We start from the raw sequence: 21,035 nt of genomic DNA, 5'->3' as shown, positions 1-21,035 counted from the left end.
CTTCAAGGGGCGACAAGCTCCCTAAAGTGCTTGCTGTATAAGCTTAATAGCCTTTAAACCTCGCTGATAATATGCCCGCTTATTGCGAATCAAACCGACTAGTGCCTCGACCCATGCTTGACACCCTTGCCACGCAACTATCCAATTAAAACCATATAAACCTATCCAAAAGTTGCTGTGCCTTTTTTCAGTTTTACCTTGCTCTTGGGAGCGACAAACATAAGATTGTTGTCGTTGTAATTTAATTTTTTGACCTTGTATCCAAGCACTAGTCATTGCTAAAGCAATCAAAAAGATTAAACGTACAAGTCTATCAGGACTGGCTTGAGAGCTTTCCAAATTGTAGCCACCTGTTTTACAATCTTTGAACATAGCTTCAATCCCAAAACGTTGAGCATAGATTTTGAGAGCAGTATTGAAATCAGGCAAATTAGTTAATAAATACCAAGCTTCTTTATCTTGTTTACCTCTGTACTTCCTTTTCCAATAAACAGCCAAATTGAAACAACCAAACCCTTGCTTTTGAGTCACCTTAACATTTGTGTAAAATTGGTGGACACCAGGATAAATCTCAATGTTACTTAAAGGTTGAAATTTTTGCCTTTTCTCTCGAAAAGTCGTGTCCTTCTTTTGACGAAATACAAAACTGAGGTTCTGCTTGTGGAGCCATTGCGCTAGTTCGACGCTGTGAAATTCCCTGTCTCCAATAATTACTAATTTGTACTTTTTTAATAAGCGGATTACTGGACGTAATACTTTTTGCTGTTCTTCTAAGTTGCTACTACCCTCTTTCTCTAACAAGCACCAATATATTGGCCAAGCTCTCTTTTGGTAAATTACACTCACCATCAACACATTGTTTTCTTTCCACTGTGTTCTATCCATTGCAATGGTTAATTGTGACCCCTGTTTAAAATGTTGGTTAATTATTGCTTCAATAATCGGAAACCACAACAATACTACACTTAAGGCATTCAGTGTTAAAAACCTTTGTAAATGCCGTCTACGACTGTTTTGCTGTATAGGTAAAGGTAGCGTCGCTGCCAGTCTTTCTATCCTTACCTGCTTCTGATTTTGTAACAACCACACCAACATCTTCAGGGTGATTAACTGTGCTTTATTTAGGTATTTTTCTAAGAAGTTTTGGTAGAATGATGCCAGCATTATTATGACGGTCTTGGTCAAATTACGAGACCGTTCTTTTTTACCACGAAACCGCTCTCCATAGAAAAGTCTACTATCCCTATACAGTTCATTCTCAATAAGCACCCAAATTTTTTAAGGGGTTTGTAAGCCTAAAACCTTTATCTGGCTTGCTTTAGAGGCGATTGTCGCCCCTTGAACACCGCCGCACTAGAATTAAGATATCCTCCCGTGATTCCATGAAAATTGTGCTTGTAGTACGCAGGAATTGTCACATCCGCAGAACGGAAGCGATGGCTTTCTTCTTCCCAATCAATACTCAGCGCGTATCGCTTTAACTTCTCCTCATCAATCAAAAAACGTACTACTGGAGATAAAAAACTTTCCCAGATGGTCTTTTGAGCCATTTTTATAAAATTGGTTTTAGCCTGATGAACGATCTATTTTCTTGACAAATTTTAATATATCTTGCCAAAATCTGCTTTTGCTCATCACCGCGAGGATTGACACTCATCTAATTTATATACTACATTTGTAATACAGGTAAAATCATGCAGGCAAATAAGCAAAATCCTATGCAAAACTTGACTTATCAAAATAGGGATTAATCACTAATAAATACTGTCATCCAAACTATCACTGCAAAACATATTTATAAATCAAAAAATTATGCCCTACGAAAAATTAACAATCAACACACCAGCACCCGTTTTATCTTGGGCAAATCATCCTTTAGCCAGCGATGAAACCAAGATGGCTAAAAATGTAGCATCCCTACCATTTGTATTTAAACATGTAGCATTAATGCCAGATGTACATTTAGGCAAAGGTGCTTTAGTTGGCTCTGTCATAGCTACCAAAGATGCTATCATTCCTGCGGCTGTGGGTGTTGATATCGGTTGCGGGATGTGTGCAATTAAAATGCCATTCTCAGGCGAAAAATTAGAAGGAAAACTTAAAAAAATTCGCCTAGATATTGAAGCCGCAATTCCCACAGGTTTTAACGAAAACAAAGATATTGAAAAATCAGTTACTAACTGGCAACGTTGGCGCGATTTTCCAGATTTACATCCAGGTGTGCAAGACTTGGAAACTAAAGCAATGAAACAAATGGGTTCTCTCGGTGGAGGAAATCACTTTATTGAAGTGTGCCTCGATACAGAGAATCAAGTTTGGCTGATGTTACATTCTGGTTCACGCAATATTGGCAATAAATTAGCCCAATGTCATATTAATACTGCCAAAGAATTAACCAAAATGGCAGGTAATAAATTGCCTGATCCTGATTTAGCTTACTTTGTGGCTAAAACCCCAGAATTTCAAGCTTATTGGCATGATTTGCAGTGGTCGCAAGACTATGCTCGTTTCAATCGCGATGTGATGATGCTACGTTTTAAACACATCATCGAAAAACATTTAGCGGGTGGGAAATTAACTAAACCTTTATTGCAGGTAAATTGTCATCATAATTACGCCGAAAAAGAAGTACATTTTGGTGAAGATGTTTACGTAACTCGTAAAGGAGCAGTCCGCGCCCAAACAGAAGATTATGGGATTATTCCTGGCTCAATGGGAGCGAAATCTTTCATTGTCAAAGGTAAAGGTAATGCCCAGAGTTTCTGTTCTTGCAGTCATGGTGCAGGCAGATTATTATCCAGAAGTAAGGCGAAAAATGTTTACACCCTTGACGACTTAATTGAGCAAACTAAAGGTGTAGAATGTCGGAAAGATAATGATGTTTTAGATGAAATTCCTGGTGCTTATAAACCGATTGAACAAGTGATGGAAAATCAATCTGATTTGGTGGAAGTTGTCGCAACACTCAAGCAAGTTGTTTGCGTCAAAGGTTAAATGAAGCGCTTTACGGCGTTGCTGATTAACGGGATGAAATTTGTTTCGCGCAAAGGCGCAAAAAATCGATAGTTCACTTTACTAAAAAGCTTAATTCATCCCGCATTTATGCAATGCCATACAATTTCTCTATTGCAGATTATGGAAACGTAACTATGAATCACTTGTAGCATAGTTGCGTTCGTCTACAAATTGATACACGAATATTCAGCCTTTACAATCCTGGTTATTTTTCTGACAATATTCCATAAATTTCTCGTTTTACCTGTTCTAGCAACTCACGCACCCGATTTATCCGTTCGACATCGCCACTACGGGCAGCCTGCATAACAACAGAAGCTAACTCTGTTGCTGCTTTCCGCAATTCAATAAACTCCTGTGGCTTGCTTTTGACAAAGCTTTTGAAGGTATCCCAAGGCGAATCTTCATCTTGTTGTTGGACACGTTCTTGGAGTAATTTTCTGCCTTCCTCGGTGATGCTATAAACTCGTTTGCCACTTTGCTGTTCACTGGTTAAATAACCTCCGTCTTCTAGCATCTGGAGTGTGGGATAGACCGAGCCTGGACTCAGACGATGAAACCCACCATATCGAGATTCCATCGCTTTGATGAGGTCGTAACCATGACTGGGGCGCTCTGATAGCATTTCCAACAGCAAAAACTTGATATCGCCCCGACGAGTTCGATATTCATCTCCCCAACCGCGACCAAACATTTGCTCGCCGGAGTGCTTGCCATGATTGTGTCTGCTGTGATGAAAGCGATAATTTGCCAAAAATGGTTCTTCTGGGCTAACTCCCGCTGATGCCAAGGCCATAAAGCGAGAACGAAAATGTCTAAACATAAATTACTTCTGAATTAACTTTCTCTAGCATACGATATATCGCGATATATTACGATATATCGGAATAAAATTTTAGAACTCATACAATAGGGACGCAGACCGGACTTATACCAATTCACCGAAATATTGATACACATCCAAGAACTTGTAGGGGTTTATGTCCAAATCCTATTCAGACTTTAGAGATACACGTCCTGGCTAGAGATTTCATACCCTAAAAAGGTAAAATCCAGGCTGACATCATGGCAAACTTTACTGTTAGAGACGGCGTTGTTGCGTGAATAGGCAAAATGGTAAATTTTACTTATCGCCTACATTCTCTAGCCGCCTGACCCTGCATATGAAGACGAAGATGTTGCAGCAATAAAGCAATATAGTAATAACAAAATAAATCATCTATCTAAAGTAGGGTATTTTACGATATATAAACATTGATGCGATCGCTCAAATGATCTGCTTAAATAGAAGTAATGAATCATACAGCAACACAAAATATTACTGAGAGCGATCGCTTATCCTTTTTGAGATACAGCCTGACTGTTCAATAAATACCAACGCCAAGGCAAATCTACTCCTTTGGTTAAACCAATCCTGGTAGTTTGAATTAAAGTGAGATTTCCTTGTTCTAGCTGTTGTTGAAACCCAGGATGGCGGTATTCTAACCAGAGTGGTTGACCAAACTCTAAAAGTGTTGCATTCAATGTCAGATCAATTTTCAAAGCGCGGCAAAGTTTGCCTGGCCCAGCAGCAATGCGGTGTGGTTTGAGTTTGTGTTTATGGTCAACCCACATAGGCACTTGCTCTAACTCCAAGGCGCGGAGAAGCACTGCACTAGCCACTCCATCTTGGTCAGTGACAACATTCAAACAGTGGTAAACACCATAAATTAAATACACATAGGCCTTACCCGCAGCACCAAACATCACCTGATTGCGAGTAGTCCGGCCACGATAAGCGTGCATTGCCGGATCATCAGCTGCATAAGCCTCTGTCTCGACAATGAGTCCTCGCAAGATATTACCATCTGGCATTTGTCGTACTAGAGTACAGCCAATAAGCTCAGGTGCCAGTAAAGTTGAGGGACGACTCAGCCAAGCTGCATCAATGCAAGCAGTCATACTCTTTTACCCCAAAAGTGCTGATCATCAACGAGTAAATTTTACTCAGCACTCAGCACTTCAAGTATGAATACTTTGCTGAATAGGTACTTCAATGCGAAATTCTGTACCTTGGCCTGGTTGGGAATCGCATTGAAAAAGACCACCATGCTTTTCTACGATAATTTGATAACTAATGGATAGCCCCAAACCTGTACCTTTACCCACGGGTTTAGTTGTGAAAAATGGATCAAAGACTCTGTTTTTCACAGCTTCCGGGATGCCTACACCATTATCTTTGATGTAAATTACCACACTAGATATATTGTTGTTCATCTCACCAAGAGTAGTGCGAATGGTAACTTGATGTTGATGAGTTGCTGATTCTGGGTGATATTCTAAAGCGTCGATCGCATTGCTCAACACATTCATAAATACTTGGTTGAGTTGCCCTGCATAACACTCTACCAATGGCAAATCACCATATTCCTTAATGACTTGAATGTCAGCACTGTCTGGTTTTGATTTCAGGCGGTGCTGTAAAATCAGCAGTGTACTATCCAGTCCTTCGTGAATATTCACTACCTTCATTTCCGCTTCATCAAGGCGAGAGAAATTACGTAAGGACATGACAATTTGCCGGATGCGTTCCACACCAACACTCATCGAAGAAAGAGTTTTCGGCAAATCTTTCGAGAGAAATTCTAAATCAATATCTTCCAGGCGATCGCAAATTTCTAAACTGGGGTTGGGATATTGTTTCTGATACAGATGTAGCATTCCCAGCAAATCATCAGCATACTCCCGGACATGGGATAAATTGCCATAGATAAAATTCACCGGATTATTGATTTCATGGGCAACACCCGCTACTAACTGACCCAGTGAAGACATTTTTTCGGTTTGGATAAGTTGAGTTTGGGTTGTTTGTAATTCATGCAGAGCCTCAGCTAATTGTTGGGTTTGCTGTTTGGTCTGGGAGAGTAAATCAGCTTGCTCTAGCGCCACAGAAAGTTGAGTCGCGACTTGAGTTGCAAATTGAATTTCCGAAGCTTGCCATTCACGCGGTTGGTTGCACTGATGAATACACAACAAACCCCAGAGTTCATTACCTTTAGCTAGAGGAACTACTAAATTGGCTTCTACCTGAAGTTTCTCCAGCATATTCAAGTAACAAGGGTTGAGTCCAGAGTTGTGAACGTCCGTAATTACATGTACCCTTCCCTGACGATGCAAGGCAATATATTTTTGCTTAAAACAAGTGTCTTGAATTTTTAAAGCGATAGTAGAGACAAACCCAGGTAAAATATCCTCGGCAACTACTTCACCCTGATCTAGTTCAGCATTCGGATCAAAGCGATAAACAACAACTCGGTCAGCATTTAAAGTGCGGCGAACTTCATGAGCCGTTGCACTAAAAATTGTCTCTAAGTCAAGAGATTCTCGCAGTTTGGCAACTACTTCAAACAATATCTGTCGTTGTTCTGCGGCTTTCCGCAAATCAGCAGCTTGTTGCTGAGTTTGCATGAGTAACTGGGCCTGTTGCAGGGCTATGCCCAATTGAGCCGCAATTTGGCTGAGAAAGCTAACTTCCGAAGGTTTCCATTCGCGGGGGCCAGAATGTTGGTAGGTGCAAAGTAAGCCCCACAGTTTCTGCCCGACAAAAATAGGAGCTAGGACAAAAGCATGAATGTGATAATACTCTAGATTATCTACATGGCACTGAGTAAAGCCCATTTTATAGATATCATCGACGGCAAATGTTTCGTTATGGCGGTAACGCCCTCCCTCGGTATTTTGTAGGTAAGTGTCATTCCAAACGGTATTTACCCTAATTTTGGCTTCATTTGTCCAATGTGGACTAGCAGCTTCAAAATCTCCAACAAATTCGCCACCCCATTCTTCTGTAAAGCGATAAACTGAAACGCGATCGGCTTTAACTAACTGACAGACTTCTTGGGTAGTGATTTGAAAAATCGTGTCGATATTTAGAGACTCACGAATTTTGGCAATCACACCAAACACAGCTTGTTGCTGTTCTGATGTGCGTTGCAATTCTAGTGTGCGCCTTTTGACTTGATGTTCTAAATTATGATTAAAGGCTTGTACTTGTTGATAAAGTTCATATTGTTGAATTGCTGAAGCAAAATGTTTAGCGATTTCTCTAGCTATTTCAATTTCTGTTGCTGTCCATTGTTGCGCTTGGGCTGTTTTTGATTCCTTCCAGATATCAAAAGACAGACGGGGAAAAAGCTGGCGGCGATCGCGGTCAATTTGACCCGCCCACAAGGTTTCTGTGTCTATTTCATCTCGAAAAATGCTCAAGTAGCCGACTAACTGCTGACGATAATAGAGGGGAATCATTAGCAGGCTGCGAATTTTGGTTGGCTGAAAAGCCAGTTGTAAAGTTCGCAAATTTGGGGTTTGATAAATATCGTTAATAGCCCAAACGTCGTATACCTTCGTCTCATAATGTTGTTGCCAGACACTATACTGCTCCATTAAAGGATAAATAGTATCTTCAGGTATTTCTGGCTGTTGTCCACAGGTGTACACTTTAATGCAATCACTACCTGGAATTAAACATTCGTTGAGACTCCTAACGTGACCATTTTGGAGGTTAAAAGCTTCGTTTCTCATACACAGTCTGCCACCAGAACCTTTAAAAGCAGCCACAGTTGCTTCTAATGCTGGTTGTAAAACAATCGTAGGGAGTGAATGCAGGAGAGTCGCAATGCGATTAATCACACTTTCCCGTTCCGCTTTGGCGCGGGCTTGGGTGAGCAGATTACTTTGGGCGATCGCCACGGATAATTGATCTACCACCATTTGCATCGCTGCTAATTCATATTCTGAAATAGAATGCGCTTGGGAATTATGAGATACTAACAGCCCCCAAAGTTGCTCTTGATGAAAAATTGGCGCTACTACACAAGATTTGACTCCCATAGCCGTTAAATATTCAGCATGGCAAGGATCTACGGGGCGATAGCGCATATCTTCTGGTTTCAGTTCGCCTGTTTCTACTTTACTTAAGGGACTGTGGCCAATCTGTTGCATTTCCACATTCACAATAGAACGTACCCTAGACTTAATAAATAGTTCACGGGCGTGGGGCGGAATATCATCGGCGGGAAAATTTAGCCCTAACAGTGAAGGTAAACGCTGTTCATAAATTGACTCACCAACAACTTGACCAGTACCATCAGCATGAAACTGATAAATCATTACTCGGTCAGTTCCCAGCAAGTAGCGTACTTCTGCTGTTGTCGTTGCAATAATTTCTTCTAACTCTAATGTTTGACGAATACGGTTTGTAATCCGGCGTAGAAGACTTTCTTGATCGGGTCTTGTCCGCAAATTTAGATCCGCTATTTGAGACATTGTTTTTAAATTTTAAAAAAATCAGAAATTAAATAACGAGTCATCGATAAATCTAAAATCATTGTGAGTTTCCTAGAATCTATTTGTCCACAGTAAAACCACGGTCAAAATACAGTAAATACTCTGAGGTTTTTGTTACAGGTTTTTACATTATTTTTTTTATAAAAAATTTCTCTTCTATTTATAGATTTTTGATAAATTTTTGTTGGTTAAAAAGTTCAAATAAACAGATATTTATCTTGTGATAAAAAATAGAGACCAGAAAAATATTCTGTCTCTACTGTTAATTTTTCAGTTGTATTTTAGTCTTTTTACTAGAAAATTAAACTCTAGTATTATTGACAAAGCGGATTCTTAAATAATCTTCTTCCATCTTGGCACTAGCAGGTTGTAGTGCTGCCAAAGCTTGCGGCAGTACGAGGTTGCGGCGATGGTTGCCAATTGTAATGTTTAACTCATCACCTGTTTTACTGAGTTGAATTTGGTGTTTTGGGATACCTGGCAAATACAGTTCTAAACTGTATTCGTTTTGTTCTTGCACCACTCTAACTGTTGTTTCTTTGTAATAAACTTGACTAGGGTCTTCATCTTTGTAGAGAATATCCTTCAGTCTTTCTAAGGCTGCCAAGCCACACATTTCTTCTGAGAAAAGCGGCACTTCTTTGACAGGTAGAGGATGGAAATTTTCGTGAATTTCTTGACGATATTCTTCTTGATTTTGTTTCCAACGCTGAAAGAATGGATCTTCTACTTCTGGAGGAATAATCCGATTAGCAATGACTAAATCTGTAGCTACATTGTACAGACTTAAATAAGCATGAGCGCGTAGCGATTCTTTAATCACCATCTTTTCTGGATTAGTGACAAGACGCACAGAAGTTTGGGTGTTATCTGTTAATACTTTTTCCAGTGCTTCAATTTGTTCATAAAACTCGTAAGGTGCATCCATTACCTCTTTGTCGGGTAAAGAAAAACCCGCAATAGGTTTAAAAATTGGTTCCACTAAAGGACGCAGTGCTACCGAGATATTTTGAAACGGTTTGTAAAAGCGGCGCATATACCAGCCACCGACTTCTGGCAAACTCAACAAACGCAAAGCTGTACCAGTGGGGGCTGAGTCAATGATTAAAACATCAAAATCCCCTTCATCATAGTGGCGTTTCATTCTTACCAAGCTGAAAATTTCATCCATCCCTGGTAAAATCGCCAATTCTTCGGCCTGGACTCCTTCTAAACCTCGCGCCTGTAAAACTTGGGTAATGTAGCGCTTCACCGCGCCCCAATTACCTTCGAGTTCTTGCAGTGCATCCAGTTCTGCACCCCACAAATTTGGGCGAATTTGTTTGGGTGCATGACCCAGGTCTAAATCAAAACTATCAGCTAGGGAATGTGCAGGATCTGTACTCAAAACGAGTGTACGGTAGCCAAGTTCTGCACAACGAAGTCCCGTAGCGGCAGCAACAGAGGTTTTTCCCACACCGCCTTTGCCTGTCATCAAAATTACGCGCATTATCTCGAATTTATAAGGTTTTTAGCTTGTGAGTCCTCTAAAATGCTTAATTAATGCTCAAAGAGGCAATCATTAGTTTTCAGCGAGATATTAAGTATGAATTTGATACTCAATATCTCTGCCAAAAAAATACTCTTCTTTTATTATTACGTAATTTTCCGACTCACAAGTTGCCCCAATCCCAAATTCTGGAATAGCTAATCAAGTTTCTCATCCAAATTCTCAAATCTCAAATGGGAACGAGTATTTATCAGGACTTACGCAACGCAACTGGCACACCTATTTTTTGGTACAAGAGTCAATAGTCAAAAGTCAAGGTTTTTTTGGACTATTGACCATTGACTATTGACAGCCTCAACGAAAAAAATCTGACACTTGGGTGAGTCCTATTTATCTGATTAATCCTATTTCGTATAAACCTTGGCGCAGTCTTTTTGCTTCTTCGAGATTATGCTGTTGTTCGTGTAGCAGAATCGCATTTTTAAAAGCTGTCTTACTAGCTTGGAGATTGCCAACTTTTAGCTGCACTACACCTAAATTCTGATATGCTTCTGCATAATAAGGATTCAATCTGATGGCTTTTTGATAACAAGCGATCGCATCAGTAAACAAATTCAAAGCCTTTAATGTCATTCCTAAGTTATAGTGTCCAGTCACAAAATCTGGGTCAATCTTTAAAGCTGTTTCGTAAGCTTTTTTGGCACTGTTTAAATCGCCTGCATCTTTAAGTAAGTTGCCTAAATTGTTATATGCTCCCAATTTTAGCATCGGATAAATTGGTAATTTAATGGCAGCTTGATAATGTTCTAGGGATAGTTGTGGCTTTTTTAAATGATTATAAGCAATGCCTAAATGATAGTGGAGTTCATATAAAATTTCGTAGTTTTCTTCTAATTGATTTGCCGCCATACAAGCTAAGTTTTTTTGCGGTACTGACTGACCAGTTGCTTGGTTAAGTCCACGTTGCAATAACTCTACACCTTGAGAGATTTTGCCAGTTTCAACGTAGAGCGCCCCTAGTTTACTGCAAACATAAGGATCATTGGGATGGGTGGAAAGAAACTCTAACATTGCGGCTTGAGCTTTGACCGATTTATTATTTTGCGCGATCGCACTCTTCTGATATCCTGTATGCAGAATCGCTACACCCTGCAAATAACCGACTTGCCAATGAGGTTCTTTTTGTAAAATTGCCGCTACACTGTCATCGACTAAAGCATGATAAGGCCGTTCAAAGCGAATTTCGGGATGATTGCGAAACAACCGCGAAACTAAAGAATAGGGAGATTGAATTGCACCTACTTCTTGGCGGATCAGATTAATTAAGATATATTCATCACTTTGGATTACCTCTTGCAACTGTGGCACAATGCTGGGAGTCAATATCTCATCCGCATCTAAAACCAGCACCCAATCACCAGTGACATATTTTAAAGCTGCATTGCGGGCAGTACTAAAGTTATTTGACCATTGAAAATGATGTACTTTTGCCCCAAATTGTTGGGCAATTTCGGCAGTGCGATCGCTAGAGCCTGTATCTAAAACTACCATTTCATCAACAAAATCTTTAACACTATTCAGGCACTTTGGTAGCGCAGTTTCTTCATTTTTCACAATCATGCACAGACTAATACTCATAAGCAAACTTCAATTTATTTACTTGTATTTATTAAACATAGGAGATGCACTTTCAAGAACTCAGCACTGAGAATTCAGAAATCACAATTAATCTAGCAATCCTCAATCAGTTGCTTACACATCTACTCCCTGTCTCTACGAGTAGTTTACCCATCAAACCGGATTGCTATATGTCACCTCTACTGGTTGTCAGCCACTACTTAGAACTTGATGACAGATAGAAACTTATTCTGAATTCTGCTGTATGTGCAAAAATCAAGATTAACAAATCAGTGAGTAGTTATTCTCAAAGAGAGGGGAAACTTCATGCTGGGTCAAACGGTCGGGGGACGCTACCAAATTCTGACTCAATTGGGACGAGGCGGATTTGGCACGACTTTTGTAGCTCAAGATATGCAACGACCGGGAAATCCCCAGTGTGTTGTCAAGCAATTTAAGCCACTGGCTAATGATCCCTACACTTTAAATGCAGCTAAACGCTTTTTTGATTTAGAAGCCGCTATTTTGGAAATGTTAGGGAAACATGACCAAATTCCGCAATTATTGGCTCACTTTGCCGAAAATGAAGAATTCTTTTTAGTGCAGGAATTTATTCCCGGTCATGATCTCAAACAAGAACTCCCACCTTACAGTGATAAATTAACTGAATCTGCTGTTATTCAACTGTTAAAAGATATACTGGCTGTTTTAGCATTTGTGCATCAAAATCATGTCATTCATCGTGACATTAAACCTGAGAATATTCGCCGCAGAGAATCAGATGGCAAAATAGTTTTAATTGACTTTGGAGCAGTTAAACAAGTTAGTACCCAAATGACTAGCACCTCTGGGCAAACAAGTTTTACTGTGGCTATTGGTACACCTGGTTATATGCCGAGTGAACAAGCTAATAGCAATCCCCATTTAAGTAGCGATATCTATGCAGTGGGTATCATTGCTATTTTGGCTTTAACAGGGATAAATCCAGCCGCTGGTAGTCATTCACTACCCAGAAACCCAGCTACAGGGGAAATTGATTGGCGTAACAAAGTCAAAGTTAGCCCACAGTTTGCCAGTATTTTAGATAAAATGGTGCGCTATGATTTTCGTCAGCGTTATCCTACAGCCGAGTCAGTATTGCAAGCATTAGAAATGCTGGACAAAGCACCATTAACTAAACTACAACAATCTTTGCCAAAAAGATTTGTGATGGGCTTAGGAATTACAGTAGCAGTTGCAGTCGGAGTGATAATTTTATCTCAACTGAAAATTAACACAACTAACTTTCTCAACTATGCTGCTCAGGGAGTAAAAATTAACTATCCTGAAAATTGGTCAGTCCAAGCAACACCCAATGCAGTGACTCAAGATATAGTCACATTTTTATCACCTAAACAAAGTGATGCTGACCAGTTTCCCGAAATTTTGACTATTAGAGTCGAACCACTTTCTAGTACTTTAGATGAGTCAAAAGATTTATTTATTCGAGAAGTTAAAAATACTATAGATGATGCCCAAATAGAAAGTTCCCATGAAACAACACTGGCAAATAAACGGGCAAACCAACTAGTATTTACAGGGAAGAGTGATACTGGTCGGTTAAAAAGTCTACAAGTTTGGACTTTACAAAATGATAATGCCTATATCATTACTTATACTGCAAACCTGGAAGATTATCAAAAATTTTTGCCGATAGTGGAAAAAATGATTCAATCTTTTGTGATTGAATAAAGCCTGAAATTGTTAATTTCTCAAAAACCAAATCCCCGACTTATTCAAGAAGTCGGGGATCTAAAGCTGACTAATTTTCACAAATCAATATTATTTGGAGATTGTTTTAAAACTGAGTAACCGTCAAACTGACACCACCAGAATCTAGGCGAGGAACTTTTAAATAATCTACTGGTTCACCGTTACGTTGATTTGGTTCGCTATTACTTGGTTTTTCGCATTCCTTAATTGCTGCTTCAGGATCGTTAAGAATTTCTAAAGGTTTAATATTTTTACATCCTTTTTCTTCGCGGACTCGCCCGATAGAGTTAGCAATTTGCCTTAAGGTATGAGCGCGATCGCTGGCGTTAATTGCGCTACTGTTGATTGTAATTGGTTCAATAATCAGGGTAGCAGCTTCGTTGCGTTCGATAGTCAGTGGTGCGATTTCGGCTGATTGAGCTTGGACAGGACGAGCAAGGGCGATCGCACTGACAACCACAGCTAAAGTTATAAATGGGCGTTTCATACTTTAACCCCTGAATTAAGTTATATGTGATACCTACAAGTGCAATTCCATGTTATCCGCAACCAACTCAAATGTAATCTCCTGTAAATTTTACTGTGTTCCATTAGCAAAACTGTCACACTTGTCCATCCATATCCATATCAGTAATTTTACTCTTCCGCACTAATTAACCCTGAAAATATTTTTTCTTCGCTTTATTATATATACTTTTAATTATTAATTTTTTTAATCTTATTTGCGTCAAATTTTTAATATTAGATTGATAATTTTGTTTGTGGTCAAAAAACTCATTTAATTCATCTAAAATCACTTGTAGTCTTTGAAGAATATTTTCATAGCGGTACTCATTTAGCACCTGTTCTGACAAACTTAAACCTGATGAAGCTTGAATTACTTTCAGAATTCTGACAACATCATATTCTTGAGAATATCCAGCAATTTTATAACAATTAAATCCAGGATCTAAATAATCTGAAAGTCCACCATTGATGCTAGAGAATACCTGACATCCACAAGCTAAAGCTTCCATTGGTTGCAATCCAAAACCTTCGCTGACAGCTTGTTGCGCCCAGTATTCTGCCGAATCGTAAAGGTAAACCTTAGCCCGATTAAATAATCCAGGTAAATCTTCTACATAATAATCAACTACCTGCACATTGCATTTTTGTTTTAATGCAGGAATTAGCTCGGTTAATAAATATTCAGAAGACTTTCGCGCCTGCACTAACACATCAATATCTCGATTTAGATGTAAATTTTTAAATTCAGGGCTAATTTCATTTGGCAAATAATACAGTAGGGTATTGGGAGACTTTTGACCCCAATAACCCAATGTGTTGCGACTCACAGTAATAATGGGAATACTTGCAGGTAAATTAAACTTGTAACCAGAACTATGGGCATGATAAACCACATTTTGTTGCTTCAGTTTGTGAGCTAATTTAGCAACATCAAATCCCCAACTAATAACAAAAATTACATCATTTAAATTTTGTGCTTTGAGCAAGTCATTTAAAAATATCTTATCTGTTTCTCTTTGGCGGTAAGTGACAACTTCCGCACTACAAATTTGTTGAGCAAGTTTCAATGTTTTTAGTTCTGCCCAGAGACCACCACAGGCAAACTTGCCACTGGTTCCAGGAAGTAGGAAATAAAGTTTTCGCATAACAAATTACAAATTACGAATTAGGTTCTCGCCATTTTACCTTGATAAAATGCCCTTGCCTGCCCCAAACATCACGATTCACAGTAATATTTTCTACGGTCAGGTTAAAAGGAATAGCCGTTGTCAAATAACGTTGAGCGATGGAACCTATATCTGGGGCAATTTCTGCTGCTGTTGTCGCTGCTAGTCCTAAACCAATTAATTGTTCAACTGGCCGGAAAGGTAACAACAAATTCACACCTACAGCTAGTCCAGCTGTTAACAACATTGTTACTGATAAATTCGTACCACAACGGGGATGTACTGCTAAATCCCATTCGCCATGTGTTAGGCGATACAGGGCTTGACTTACGGCACGCCGCAAGTTGCTAATATTCACTTCACCATAAAGGTAAAATCCTTGATCAGTAGATAAACCGCCCAATAATTCGTTATCAAGTTGAATGGTATTTGGTCTTCCTGGGGGAGTATGAGCGTTTTTTGTTTCACTTAGAACCCAGACAGTAGCATGTTCTAGGGCGTGAACTTGCCGCAGCATAAGTATTTCTTTTAAACCAGGAACGAATGATAGCTGTCTGACTAAATCAGCATCTAAGGTAGATTGAGGCGTAGTGAAGTCAAAGTTAAAAAAGTTAAAGGAAGACAAGTTACTTTGAACAGAAGCAGAAGTTTCCATAGCAACACTGCTCCCTAAACTGATGGAGCAATATAGATTTCTTACAAATGTAGCGCTTGTGGCAAGGGTTTATTGCTAATTTTTATTGATGACTGGATAAATATCTTTTTAAATATGGTGAAATATACCGTTGATGCAGTTTGGTAAAACTGCATCAACGGTAACAGTCTTGCACGATAACTAATAACTAAGTAATCTGTTCTGCCTGATGTTGATGCGAGCGAGAACTAAAGGTTCACGCTGAAATAGATGCGTGAGGAGGAAAACAAGCAGTGAACCGTCTAACTGTCGTAGCTGCACGCCAGACGAAATTTATCGCTATATTAAGACGCGATTTATGGCATCTGCCAAACGCCATTGACCGCATCTGTACTAGCACATAATTCACTCGTTCTGGTTAGGTAGGGAACAGCAATTAACATCATTCAAGCAAACCTTTCCCCATTGTAAAGCCCAACGGACGAGAGCCACGCGGTTTTCGGTTTGGGTTTTGGTGAGAATATTGCTGATGTGGTTATCAACTGTTCGTTTGCTAATTTCTAGTTTTGCTGCAATTTCTTGGTTAGTTAAGCCAGCGGCCACTAAGTCGATAATTTGCAGTTCTCTGTCTGACAGAGTAACAGGGGTCTGAGACTCGCCACCAGCCATGACTGATTCTATCCTCTCTTTGGTATATGTACTTAATCACTCTATTTAATTCTAGAAGATTCTTTTGTTGGTAGGGATTTGAAGTGTTAGCTGCAATACGATTGACAATAATTTTTTTCAAGTTTAACTGGGTGAAAAATTTACTAATACTTGGCTATAAGTTATTTACTATACTTTATTTAATATTTGATTAAGTATTAATCCTTAAAAAGCAAAAGCAGGAATTAGAGCCTACATATTCCGTAAGAGTGATAAAAATTGCTATTTAATTCTATGAAGGACTGGCGACAGATAATGAAGATTATTGTAGATTTTATACTGACCTCACAAGACCTGAAAAGTCAGGGGTCAACAGGGAAAACTCAGAATTTAGAATTCAGAGTTCAGGTAGAAAAATTTTGAACAGTATTTATTTTTGAATTCTGATATCAGGATTCTTCTTTCCTTCCTAAACCCAAATCGCAAATCTAAAATTGAGATGAGCAATCCCCGTGTTTTGTGTCTTGGTGAAATTCTGTTTGATTGTTTAGCCGATCAGTTAGGGCTAAAGCTAGAGGAGGTACAGTCTTGGACTCCTTATCCCGGAGGAGCGCCAGCTAATGTAGCCTGTGCTTTGGTGAAACTGGGAACTACCGCCGGATTTGTCGGAGCCGTGGGTGAGGATGAACCGGGAAATGCGCTGGTTGAGTTACTACAAGAAGTTGGTGTAGATATAACGGGTGTACAACGCCATCCGACTGCGCCAACACGACAGGTGTATGTAGTGCGTGATTTAGCAGGCGATCGCACTTTCGCTGGCTTTGGTCAATATGATACATCTGAATTTGCCGACACCCGTCTACAAGCCAAGCAATTACCCGCTTTGCTGTTTCAAGAGGCAGATTTTATCGTTTTGGGTACTTTAGAATTAGCCTATCCTGACAGCGAACAGGCAGTTTATCGCGCTTTAGATTTAGCAGAACAATTCGACCTGAAAATTGTGCTAGATGTAAACTGGCGACCAGTATTTTGGCAAGACGAAAATATCGCGCGGCAAAAAATTCAAAACATATTTAAGCGCATTGACTTTCTCAAACTCTCTAAAGAGGAAGCCGAATGGTTATTTGATACCGCAGATGCAGGAGCCATTACTTATCGGTTAAATTCTGTGGAAGGGGTGCTGGTGACAGATGGTGACAAAGGTTGCGCTTATTGTTTAAGTGGCAGCGAAGGTGTGTTACCTTCTTTTCCTGTAAAAGTAGCTGACACAACTGGCGCAGGAGATAGCTTTTTGGCAGGATTTATCCACCAACTAAGTCAGCATGGTATTCAGAAATTAGCAGATGCCGATATAGCCAAGCGGATTGTTACTTATGCTAGTGCTGTGGGAGCATTGACTACGATTAAACCAGGTGCGATCGCTTCTCAACCCACCGCCGCAGAAGTCGAATCTTTTCTCGTGGCTCATCAAATTTAAGCAATAGTAGGGGCGAACGGCCGTTTGCCCCTTTAAAAAGAAGTGCATTGCTGAGGTTTGTAAATCACCAAGTAGTTTAAATGATTAATTTAGCTAAACCTAAATAACGGATACCTTCGGGGGAAATATCAAAACGACAAGGTAACACTTCTAGACCAAGGGCGATCGCTTGCCGTAATAACTGCCCATATACTGGATCTGTAGTATCACCAGGGGCAAATTCTGTACAATCACTTCGGTTGATAAAGTACAACATGACAGAACGTGTTAAGGGTAACAGCGCCATTAGTTCTCGTAAATGTTTTTGTCCTCTGGTGGTTTCTGTATCGGGAAATAATGCTAAAGTTCCTTGCGCCCAAGTTGTATTTTTTACTTCTAAATATATTGGGCGTTCTGTATCACTACCTGTTAACAAAAAATCTACACGACTTTTTTTATCTAAGCCATAAACCACTTCACCTTTAATTTGGTTGTAATTACCCAATTCTGGAAATAAATATTTTGCTAAAGCTAGTTTAACGATGCGATTAGGTAAGGCTGTATTTACACCTACCCAAGTTGGTTCGTTATCTTGTACTTGAATTAGTTCCAAGGTGTAAGCCAGTTTACGTTGAGGATTATCACTTTTAGATAACTGTACTAAACTACCAAGGGTTGAGACTCCCGTCATTGGCCCTGTATTGGGACAATGTGCTGTTACTATTTGGCCATCAGCAAGTTGCACATCAGCAAAAAAGCGCTTGTAGCGCTTAAGTAAAACACCAGGGTAAAGGGTAGGGTAACGATAAAGCCAATCAAGCATTTTTTTGCAAAATCAACCACAAATGCACAGAGCATCATATCGTGGTTAGTCTTTGGTTTGAAAATAAAAACCTAGATATTCTCAAAAAGTAAACAGATGGATAAAATTTACCCATCTGTAGCAAATAAGCGGAGGTATAAACTTGTGCCTTACATCATGTCCGGTGATCTTCTCACCGAACATGAGATTAATTGGCGTGTGCGAGTTGTGGAGATTCAATCGCAGACAATTTCACAGCTTTGATGAATTCTTGTAGAACATCTTTGAGCCTTTGTTCAAGTTCTTCGTCTAGCAGGACGCTATCATCAGGTTGCTTTTGAATTTGTTTGTCTACTGCATACACTGTGGCGAGAATATTGCGTGCGCCTAACTCGCCTAGGATGGGTTTGAGGGCATATTCAATAGCTAACAAATGGGCAATTGTGCCGCCAGTCGCCAGAGGTAACACGACTTTTCCTGTCAATGATTTTTGTGGCAATAAATCTAAAAAGGCTTTGAGTACACCTGTATAAGCAGCTTTGTAGATTGGAGTGGCAATAATTACCCCGTCGGCTTGGGCTAATAAAGCTTTAGGCTGTTCTAAGGCAGGGCTGTCATATTTGCCAAACAATAAATCTTCCGCAGGTAAATCCCGCACAGAAATAATGTCTATATGTAAGCCTTCTTTTGCTAATAGTTTGGTGGCATATTCCAAAATTCCGTAGGTTCTGGAAGGATGGGAAGGACTACCAGAGATCGCTAAAATCCGAGTCATATAATTAAGTTCCTGATTTCTCAAACTAAGATATAGATGTGGCTTTTTCCCGCGCGTTGTTTTTGGGGAAATCTTGGTTAGCAACAATTTCCCCAAAGGGACTGATGATATGTTGTGTTTCGACTTTGGGTAAATTTTCTAACGGCAGACGGGGAAATAGTAGTTCTGCAACGCGATAGGCTTCTTCTAAGTGGGGATAACCAGACAGAATAAAGGTTTCAATCCCCAAGTCTGCATATTCCTGCATTCTGGCGGCGATTGTATCGGGATCGCCTACTAAGGCTGTACCTGCACCACCCCTCACTAAACCCACACCAGCCCAGAGATTCGGACTAATTTCTAGGGCTTCTCGACTGCCTTTGTGTAACTGACTCATACGACGTTGCCCTTCAGAATCCATCCGGGAATATACTTTTTGGGCTTTGGCGATCGCTTCATCATCTACATAACGAATCAATTCATTCGCTGCATCCCACGCCTGACTCTCGGTTTCCCGCACAATCACATGCAGACGAATACCAAACCGCAAAGTTCTACCTTCTGCCTCTGCAAGTCTTTGAACTGCGGCAATTTTTTCCGCCACTTGTGCGGGTGGTTCACCCCAAGTTAAATAAACATCGACATGCTTGGCTGCGATTTTTTGGGCAACAGCAGAAGAACCGCCAAACCACAACGGCGGATAAGGTTGCTGCACAGGCGGAAACAAGATTTTGCCATCTTGAATATCTAAATACTCACCTTTAAAGTTAGCTGTTTCGCTGCTGACTAGCGATCGCCATACCGTTAAAAATTCATCTGTTAACTCATAACGCTGATCATGATTCAAATGCAAGCCATCTCCAGCCGACTCCACCGGATCACCACCAGTCACAACATTAATTAGCAATCTTCCCCCAGAAAGACGGTCAAACGTCGCCGCCATCCTTGCTGCTACAGCTGGCGACATCAACCCCGGACGTATTGCTACTAAAAAACGCATCCGTTGGGTGAGCGATACTAAAGTTGATGCAACAACCCAGGCATCTTCGCAAGACCTACCTGTGGGTAATAATGCCCCTGTGTAACCAAGGTCATCTACGGCTTGGGCAATTTGTCGAAAGTACGGAAAGCTAACAGACCTCCCGCCTGTTGCTGTTCCTAAGTAACGCCCATCGCCGTGGGTGGGGATGAACCATAGTAGCTGCATGAGTCTTATCCTTATCAAAAACGGTAACTTTATCGATTTACCGTATTTTATCTTGCATCAAGAGTATCACACATTGAACTCATGTAAGCAAGGGATTTTTTGCAACTGAGGTTGCTAGGTGCTAGTAACAACACAAACAGAGTATAAAAATATTTTCCTTTTTCCTATTTTCAGGTTAGCTAATCAAGAAAAAAACTCAAAACGAAACCTAAAAATTTTGGATTTACTATATCTTTGCCTACTTTTTTTCTAGTGTGTATTAATTTACTTATTGTTATCTTTTTGTTAAACTAACCTTAAATTACATAAAACCAATAGCTTTACCGTACTTTATTTTATACACATCATTAAGTAGCCAATTTAGCTATTGGCAGTAAGTACTAAATTTAGTTTTCTATGTAAGGAGATAAAACAATGGGGCCGATGTTTATTACTTCAGATGATTGGCCACATATAGGATTCCGGCTAATTATGGCACTGCTAGTAGGTTGTATGATTGGGTTTAACCGTCAGCAAGGTGGTAGACCAGCCGGAATGAGAACATTTATGTTAGTAAGTATGGGTGCTGCCTTGTTCGTAATGATTCCCTTACAGGCTGAAGGTGATAGTCCATACGCCGCAACTAATGCCCTAATAGTCCACCAAGGCAATTTTGCTGGGTTA

Annotated in this window: 17 protein-coding genes and 1 pseudogene; 4 read left to right on the top strand and 14 right to left on the bottom strand. The window is 39.9% G+C overall.

Annotation, left to right across the window (positions count from 1 at the left end):
- Positions 1 to 21: 21 nt before the first annotated feature.
- Together NCWK1_RS15145 and NCWK1_RS15140 are read right to left on the bottom strand one after the other, a co-directional pair.
- Positions 22 to 1,164 carry an IS4 family transposase gene (locus tag NCWK1_RS15145; RefSeq protein ID WP_103124467.1) on the bottom strand — a complete coding sequence of 381 codons (1,143 nt, stop codon included), beginning with the start codon at positions 1,162 to 1,164 and terminating at the stop codon, positions 22 to 24.
- Between the two features lie 179 nt (positions 1,165 to 1,343).
- Positions 1,344 to 1,550, bottom strand: a pseudogene (locus NCWK1_RS15140) (methyltransferase type 11); the annotation flags it as partial.
- A gap of 262 nt (positions 1,551 to 1,812) precedes the next feature.
- Between NCWK1_RS15140 and NCWK1_RS15135 the strand changes: the two are divergent.
- Positions 1,813 to 2,994: an RtcB family protein gene (locus tag NCWK1_RS15135; protein ID WP_096581681.1), complete on the top strand. Its 1,182-nt coding sequence runs from the start codon at positions 1,813 to 1,815 to the stop codon at positions 2,992 to 2,994.
- Between the two features lie 226 nt (positions 2,995 to 3,220).
- On the opposite strand, the gene NCWK1_RS15130 is transcribed toward NCWK1_RS15135, so the two are convergent.
- The 5 genes from NCWK1_RS15130 to NCWK1_RS15110 form a co-directional block, all read right to left on the bottom strand.
- Positions 3,221 to 3,838: a PadR family transcriptional regulator gene (locus tag NCWK1_RS15130; RefSeq protein WP_096581679.1), complete on the bottom strand. Its 618-nt coding sequence runs from the start codon at positions 3,836 to 3,838 to the stop codon at positions 3,221 to 3,223.
- Positions 3,839 to 4,350: 512 nt separating this feature from the next.
- The gene (locus tag NCWK1_RS15125) at positions 4,351 to 4,956 is read right to left on the bottom strand and encodes a DNA-3-methyladenine glycosylase (RefSeq protein ID WP_103125275.1); all 606 of its coding nucleotides are present in this window, start codon (positions 4,954 to 4,956) and stop codon (positions 4,351 to 4,353) included.
- A 60-nt stretch (positions 4,957 to 5,016) separates the two neighbouring features.
- A complete protein-coding gene (locus tag NCWK1_RS15120; RefSeq protein ID WP_103125274.1) occupies positions 5,017 to 8,319 on the bottom strand; it encodes a GAF domain-containing protein in 3,303 nt (1,100 codons plus the stop codon).
- Positions 8,320 to 8,641: 322 nt separating this feature from the next.
- Positions 8,642 to 9,829: a TRC40/GET3/ArsA family transport-energizing ATPase gene (locus NCWK1_RS15115; protein WP_096581672.1), complete on the bottom strand. Its 1,188-nt coding sequence runs from the start codon at positions 9,827 to 9,829 to the stop codon at positions 8,642 to 8,644.
- A 390-nt stretch (positions 9,830 to 10,219) separates the two neighbouring features.
- Positions 10,220 to 11,467, bottom strand: coding sequence for a glycosyltransferase (locus NCWK1_RS15110; protein ID WP_187308153.1), 1,248 nt, complete (start codon positions 11,465 to 11,467; stop codon positions 10,220 to 10,222).
- 306 nt (positions 11,468 to 11,773) lie between these two features.
- Here NCWK1_RS15110 and NCWK1_RS15105 point away from each other — a divergent pair, with 306 nt between their 5' ends.
- Positions 11,774 to 13,177 carry a serine/threonine-protein kinase gene (locus tag NCWK1_RS15105; RefSeq protein WP_096581668.1) on the top strand — a complete coding sequence of 468 codons (1,404 nt, stop codon included), beginning with the start codon at positions 11,774 to 11,776 and terminating at the stop codon, positions 13,175 to 13,177.
- A gap of 106 nt (positions 13,178 to 13,283) precedes the next feature.
- On the opposite strand, the gene NCWK1_RS15100 is transcribed toward NCWK1_RS15105, so the two are convergent.
- The 4 genes from NCWK1_RS15100 to pedR all read right to left on the bottom strand — a co-directional run bounded on the left by NCWK1_RS15100 (position 13,284) and on the right by pedR (position 16,174).
- Positions 13,284 to 13,685, bottom strand: coding sequence for a hypothetical protein (locus tag NCWK1_RS15100; RefSeq protein ID WP_096581666.1), 402 nt, complete (start codon positions 13,683 to 13,685; stop codon positions 13,284 to 13,286).
- A 166-nt stretch (positions 13,686 to 13,851) separates the two neighbouring features.
- Positions 13,852 to 14,850: a glycosyltransferase gene (locus NCWK1_RS15095; RefSeq protein ID WP_103125272.1), complete on the bottom strand. Its 999-nt coding sequence runs from the start codon at positions 14,848 to 14,850 to the stop codon at positions 13,852 to 13,854.
- 13 nt (positions 14,851 to 14,863) lie between these two features.
- On the bottom strand, positions 14,864 to 15,526 hold the full coding sequence (locus NCWK1_RS15090; RefSeq protein WP_096581662.1) for a DUF6391 domain-containing protein: 663 nt from the start codon (positions 15,524 to 15,526) through the stop codon (positions 14,864 to 14,866).
- Positions 15,527 to 15,910: 384 nt separating this feature from the next.
- Positions 15,911 to 16,174, bottom strand: a complete 264-nt coding sequence (pedR, locus tag NCWK1_RS15085) for a photosynthetic electron transport-dependent transcriptional regulator PedR (RefSeq protein WP_096581660.1) — start codon at positions 16,172 to 16,174, stop codon at positions 15,911 to 15,913.
- Positions 16,175 to 16,652: 478 nt separating this feature from the next.
- On the opposite strand from pedR, the gene NCWK1_RS15080 reads away from it, so the two are divergent.
- Positions 16,653 to 17,630: a carbohydrate kinase family protein gene (locus tag NCWK1_RS15080; RefSeq protein WP_103125271.1), complete on the top strand. Its 978-nt coding sequence runs from the start codon at positions 16,653 to 16,655 to the stop codon at positions 17,628 to 17,630.
- 76 nt (positions 17,631 to 17,706) lie between these two features.
- Here the strand turns inward: NCWK1_RS15080 and sfsA are convergent, their stop codons facing one another.
- From sfsA to ssuD, 3 genes are all read right to left on the bottom strand, one after another.
- Positions 17,707 to 18,432: a DNA/RNA nuclease SfsA gene (gene sfsA, locus NCWK1_RS15075; protein WP_103125270.1), complete on the bottom strand. Its 726-nt coding sequence runs from the start codon at positions 18,430 to 18,432 to the stop codon at positions 17,707 to 17,709.
- Between the two features lie 187 nt (positions 18,433 to 18,619).
- Entirely contained in the window at positions 18,620 to 19,186 is a 567-nt protein-coding gene (gene ssuE / locus NCWK1_RS15070; protein WP_103125269.1) for an NADPH-dependent FMN reductase, read from the bottom strand.
- Positions 19,187 to 19,211: 25 nt separating this feature from the next.
- A complete protein-coding gene (ssuD, locus tag NCWK1_RS15065) occupies positions 19,212 to 20,372 on the bottom strand; it encodes an FMNH2-dependent alkanesulfonate monooxygenase (RefSeq protein WP_103125268.1) in 1,161 nt (386 codons plus the stop codon).
- Between the two features lie 414 nt (positions 20,373 to 20,786).
- Between ssuD and NCWK1_RS15060 the strand changes: the two genes are divergently transcribed.
- Positions 20,787 to 21,035 (top strand): MgtC/SapB family protein (locus NCWK1_RS15060; protein WP_146033996.1); only part of this gene is annotated, 249 nt, incomplete at its 3' end.

This window comes from Nostoc cycadae WK-1, from assembly GCF_002897135.1.
Classification (GTDB): Bacteria; Cyanobacteriota; Cyanobacteriia; order Cyanobacteriales; family Nostocaceae; genus Nostoc_B.
This window is presented reverse-complemented; position numbering and strand designations above follow the sequence as displayed.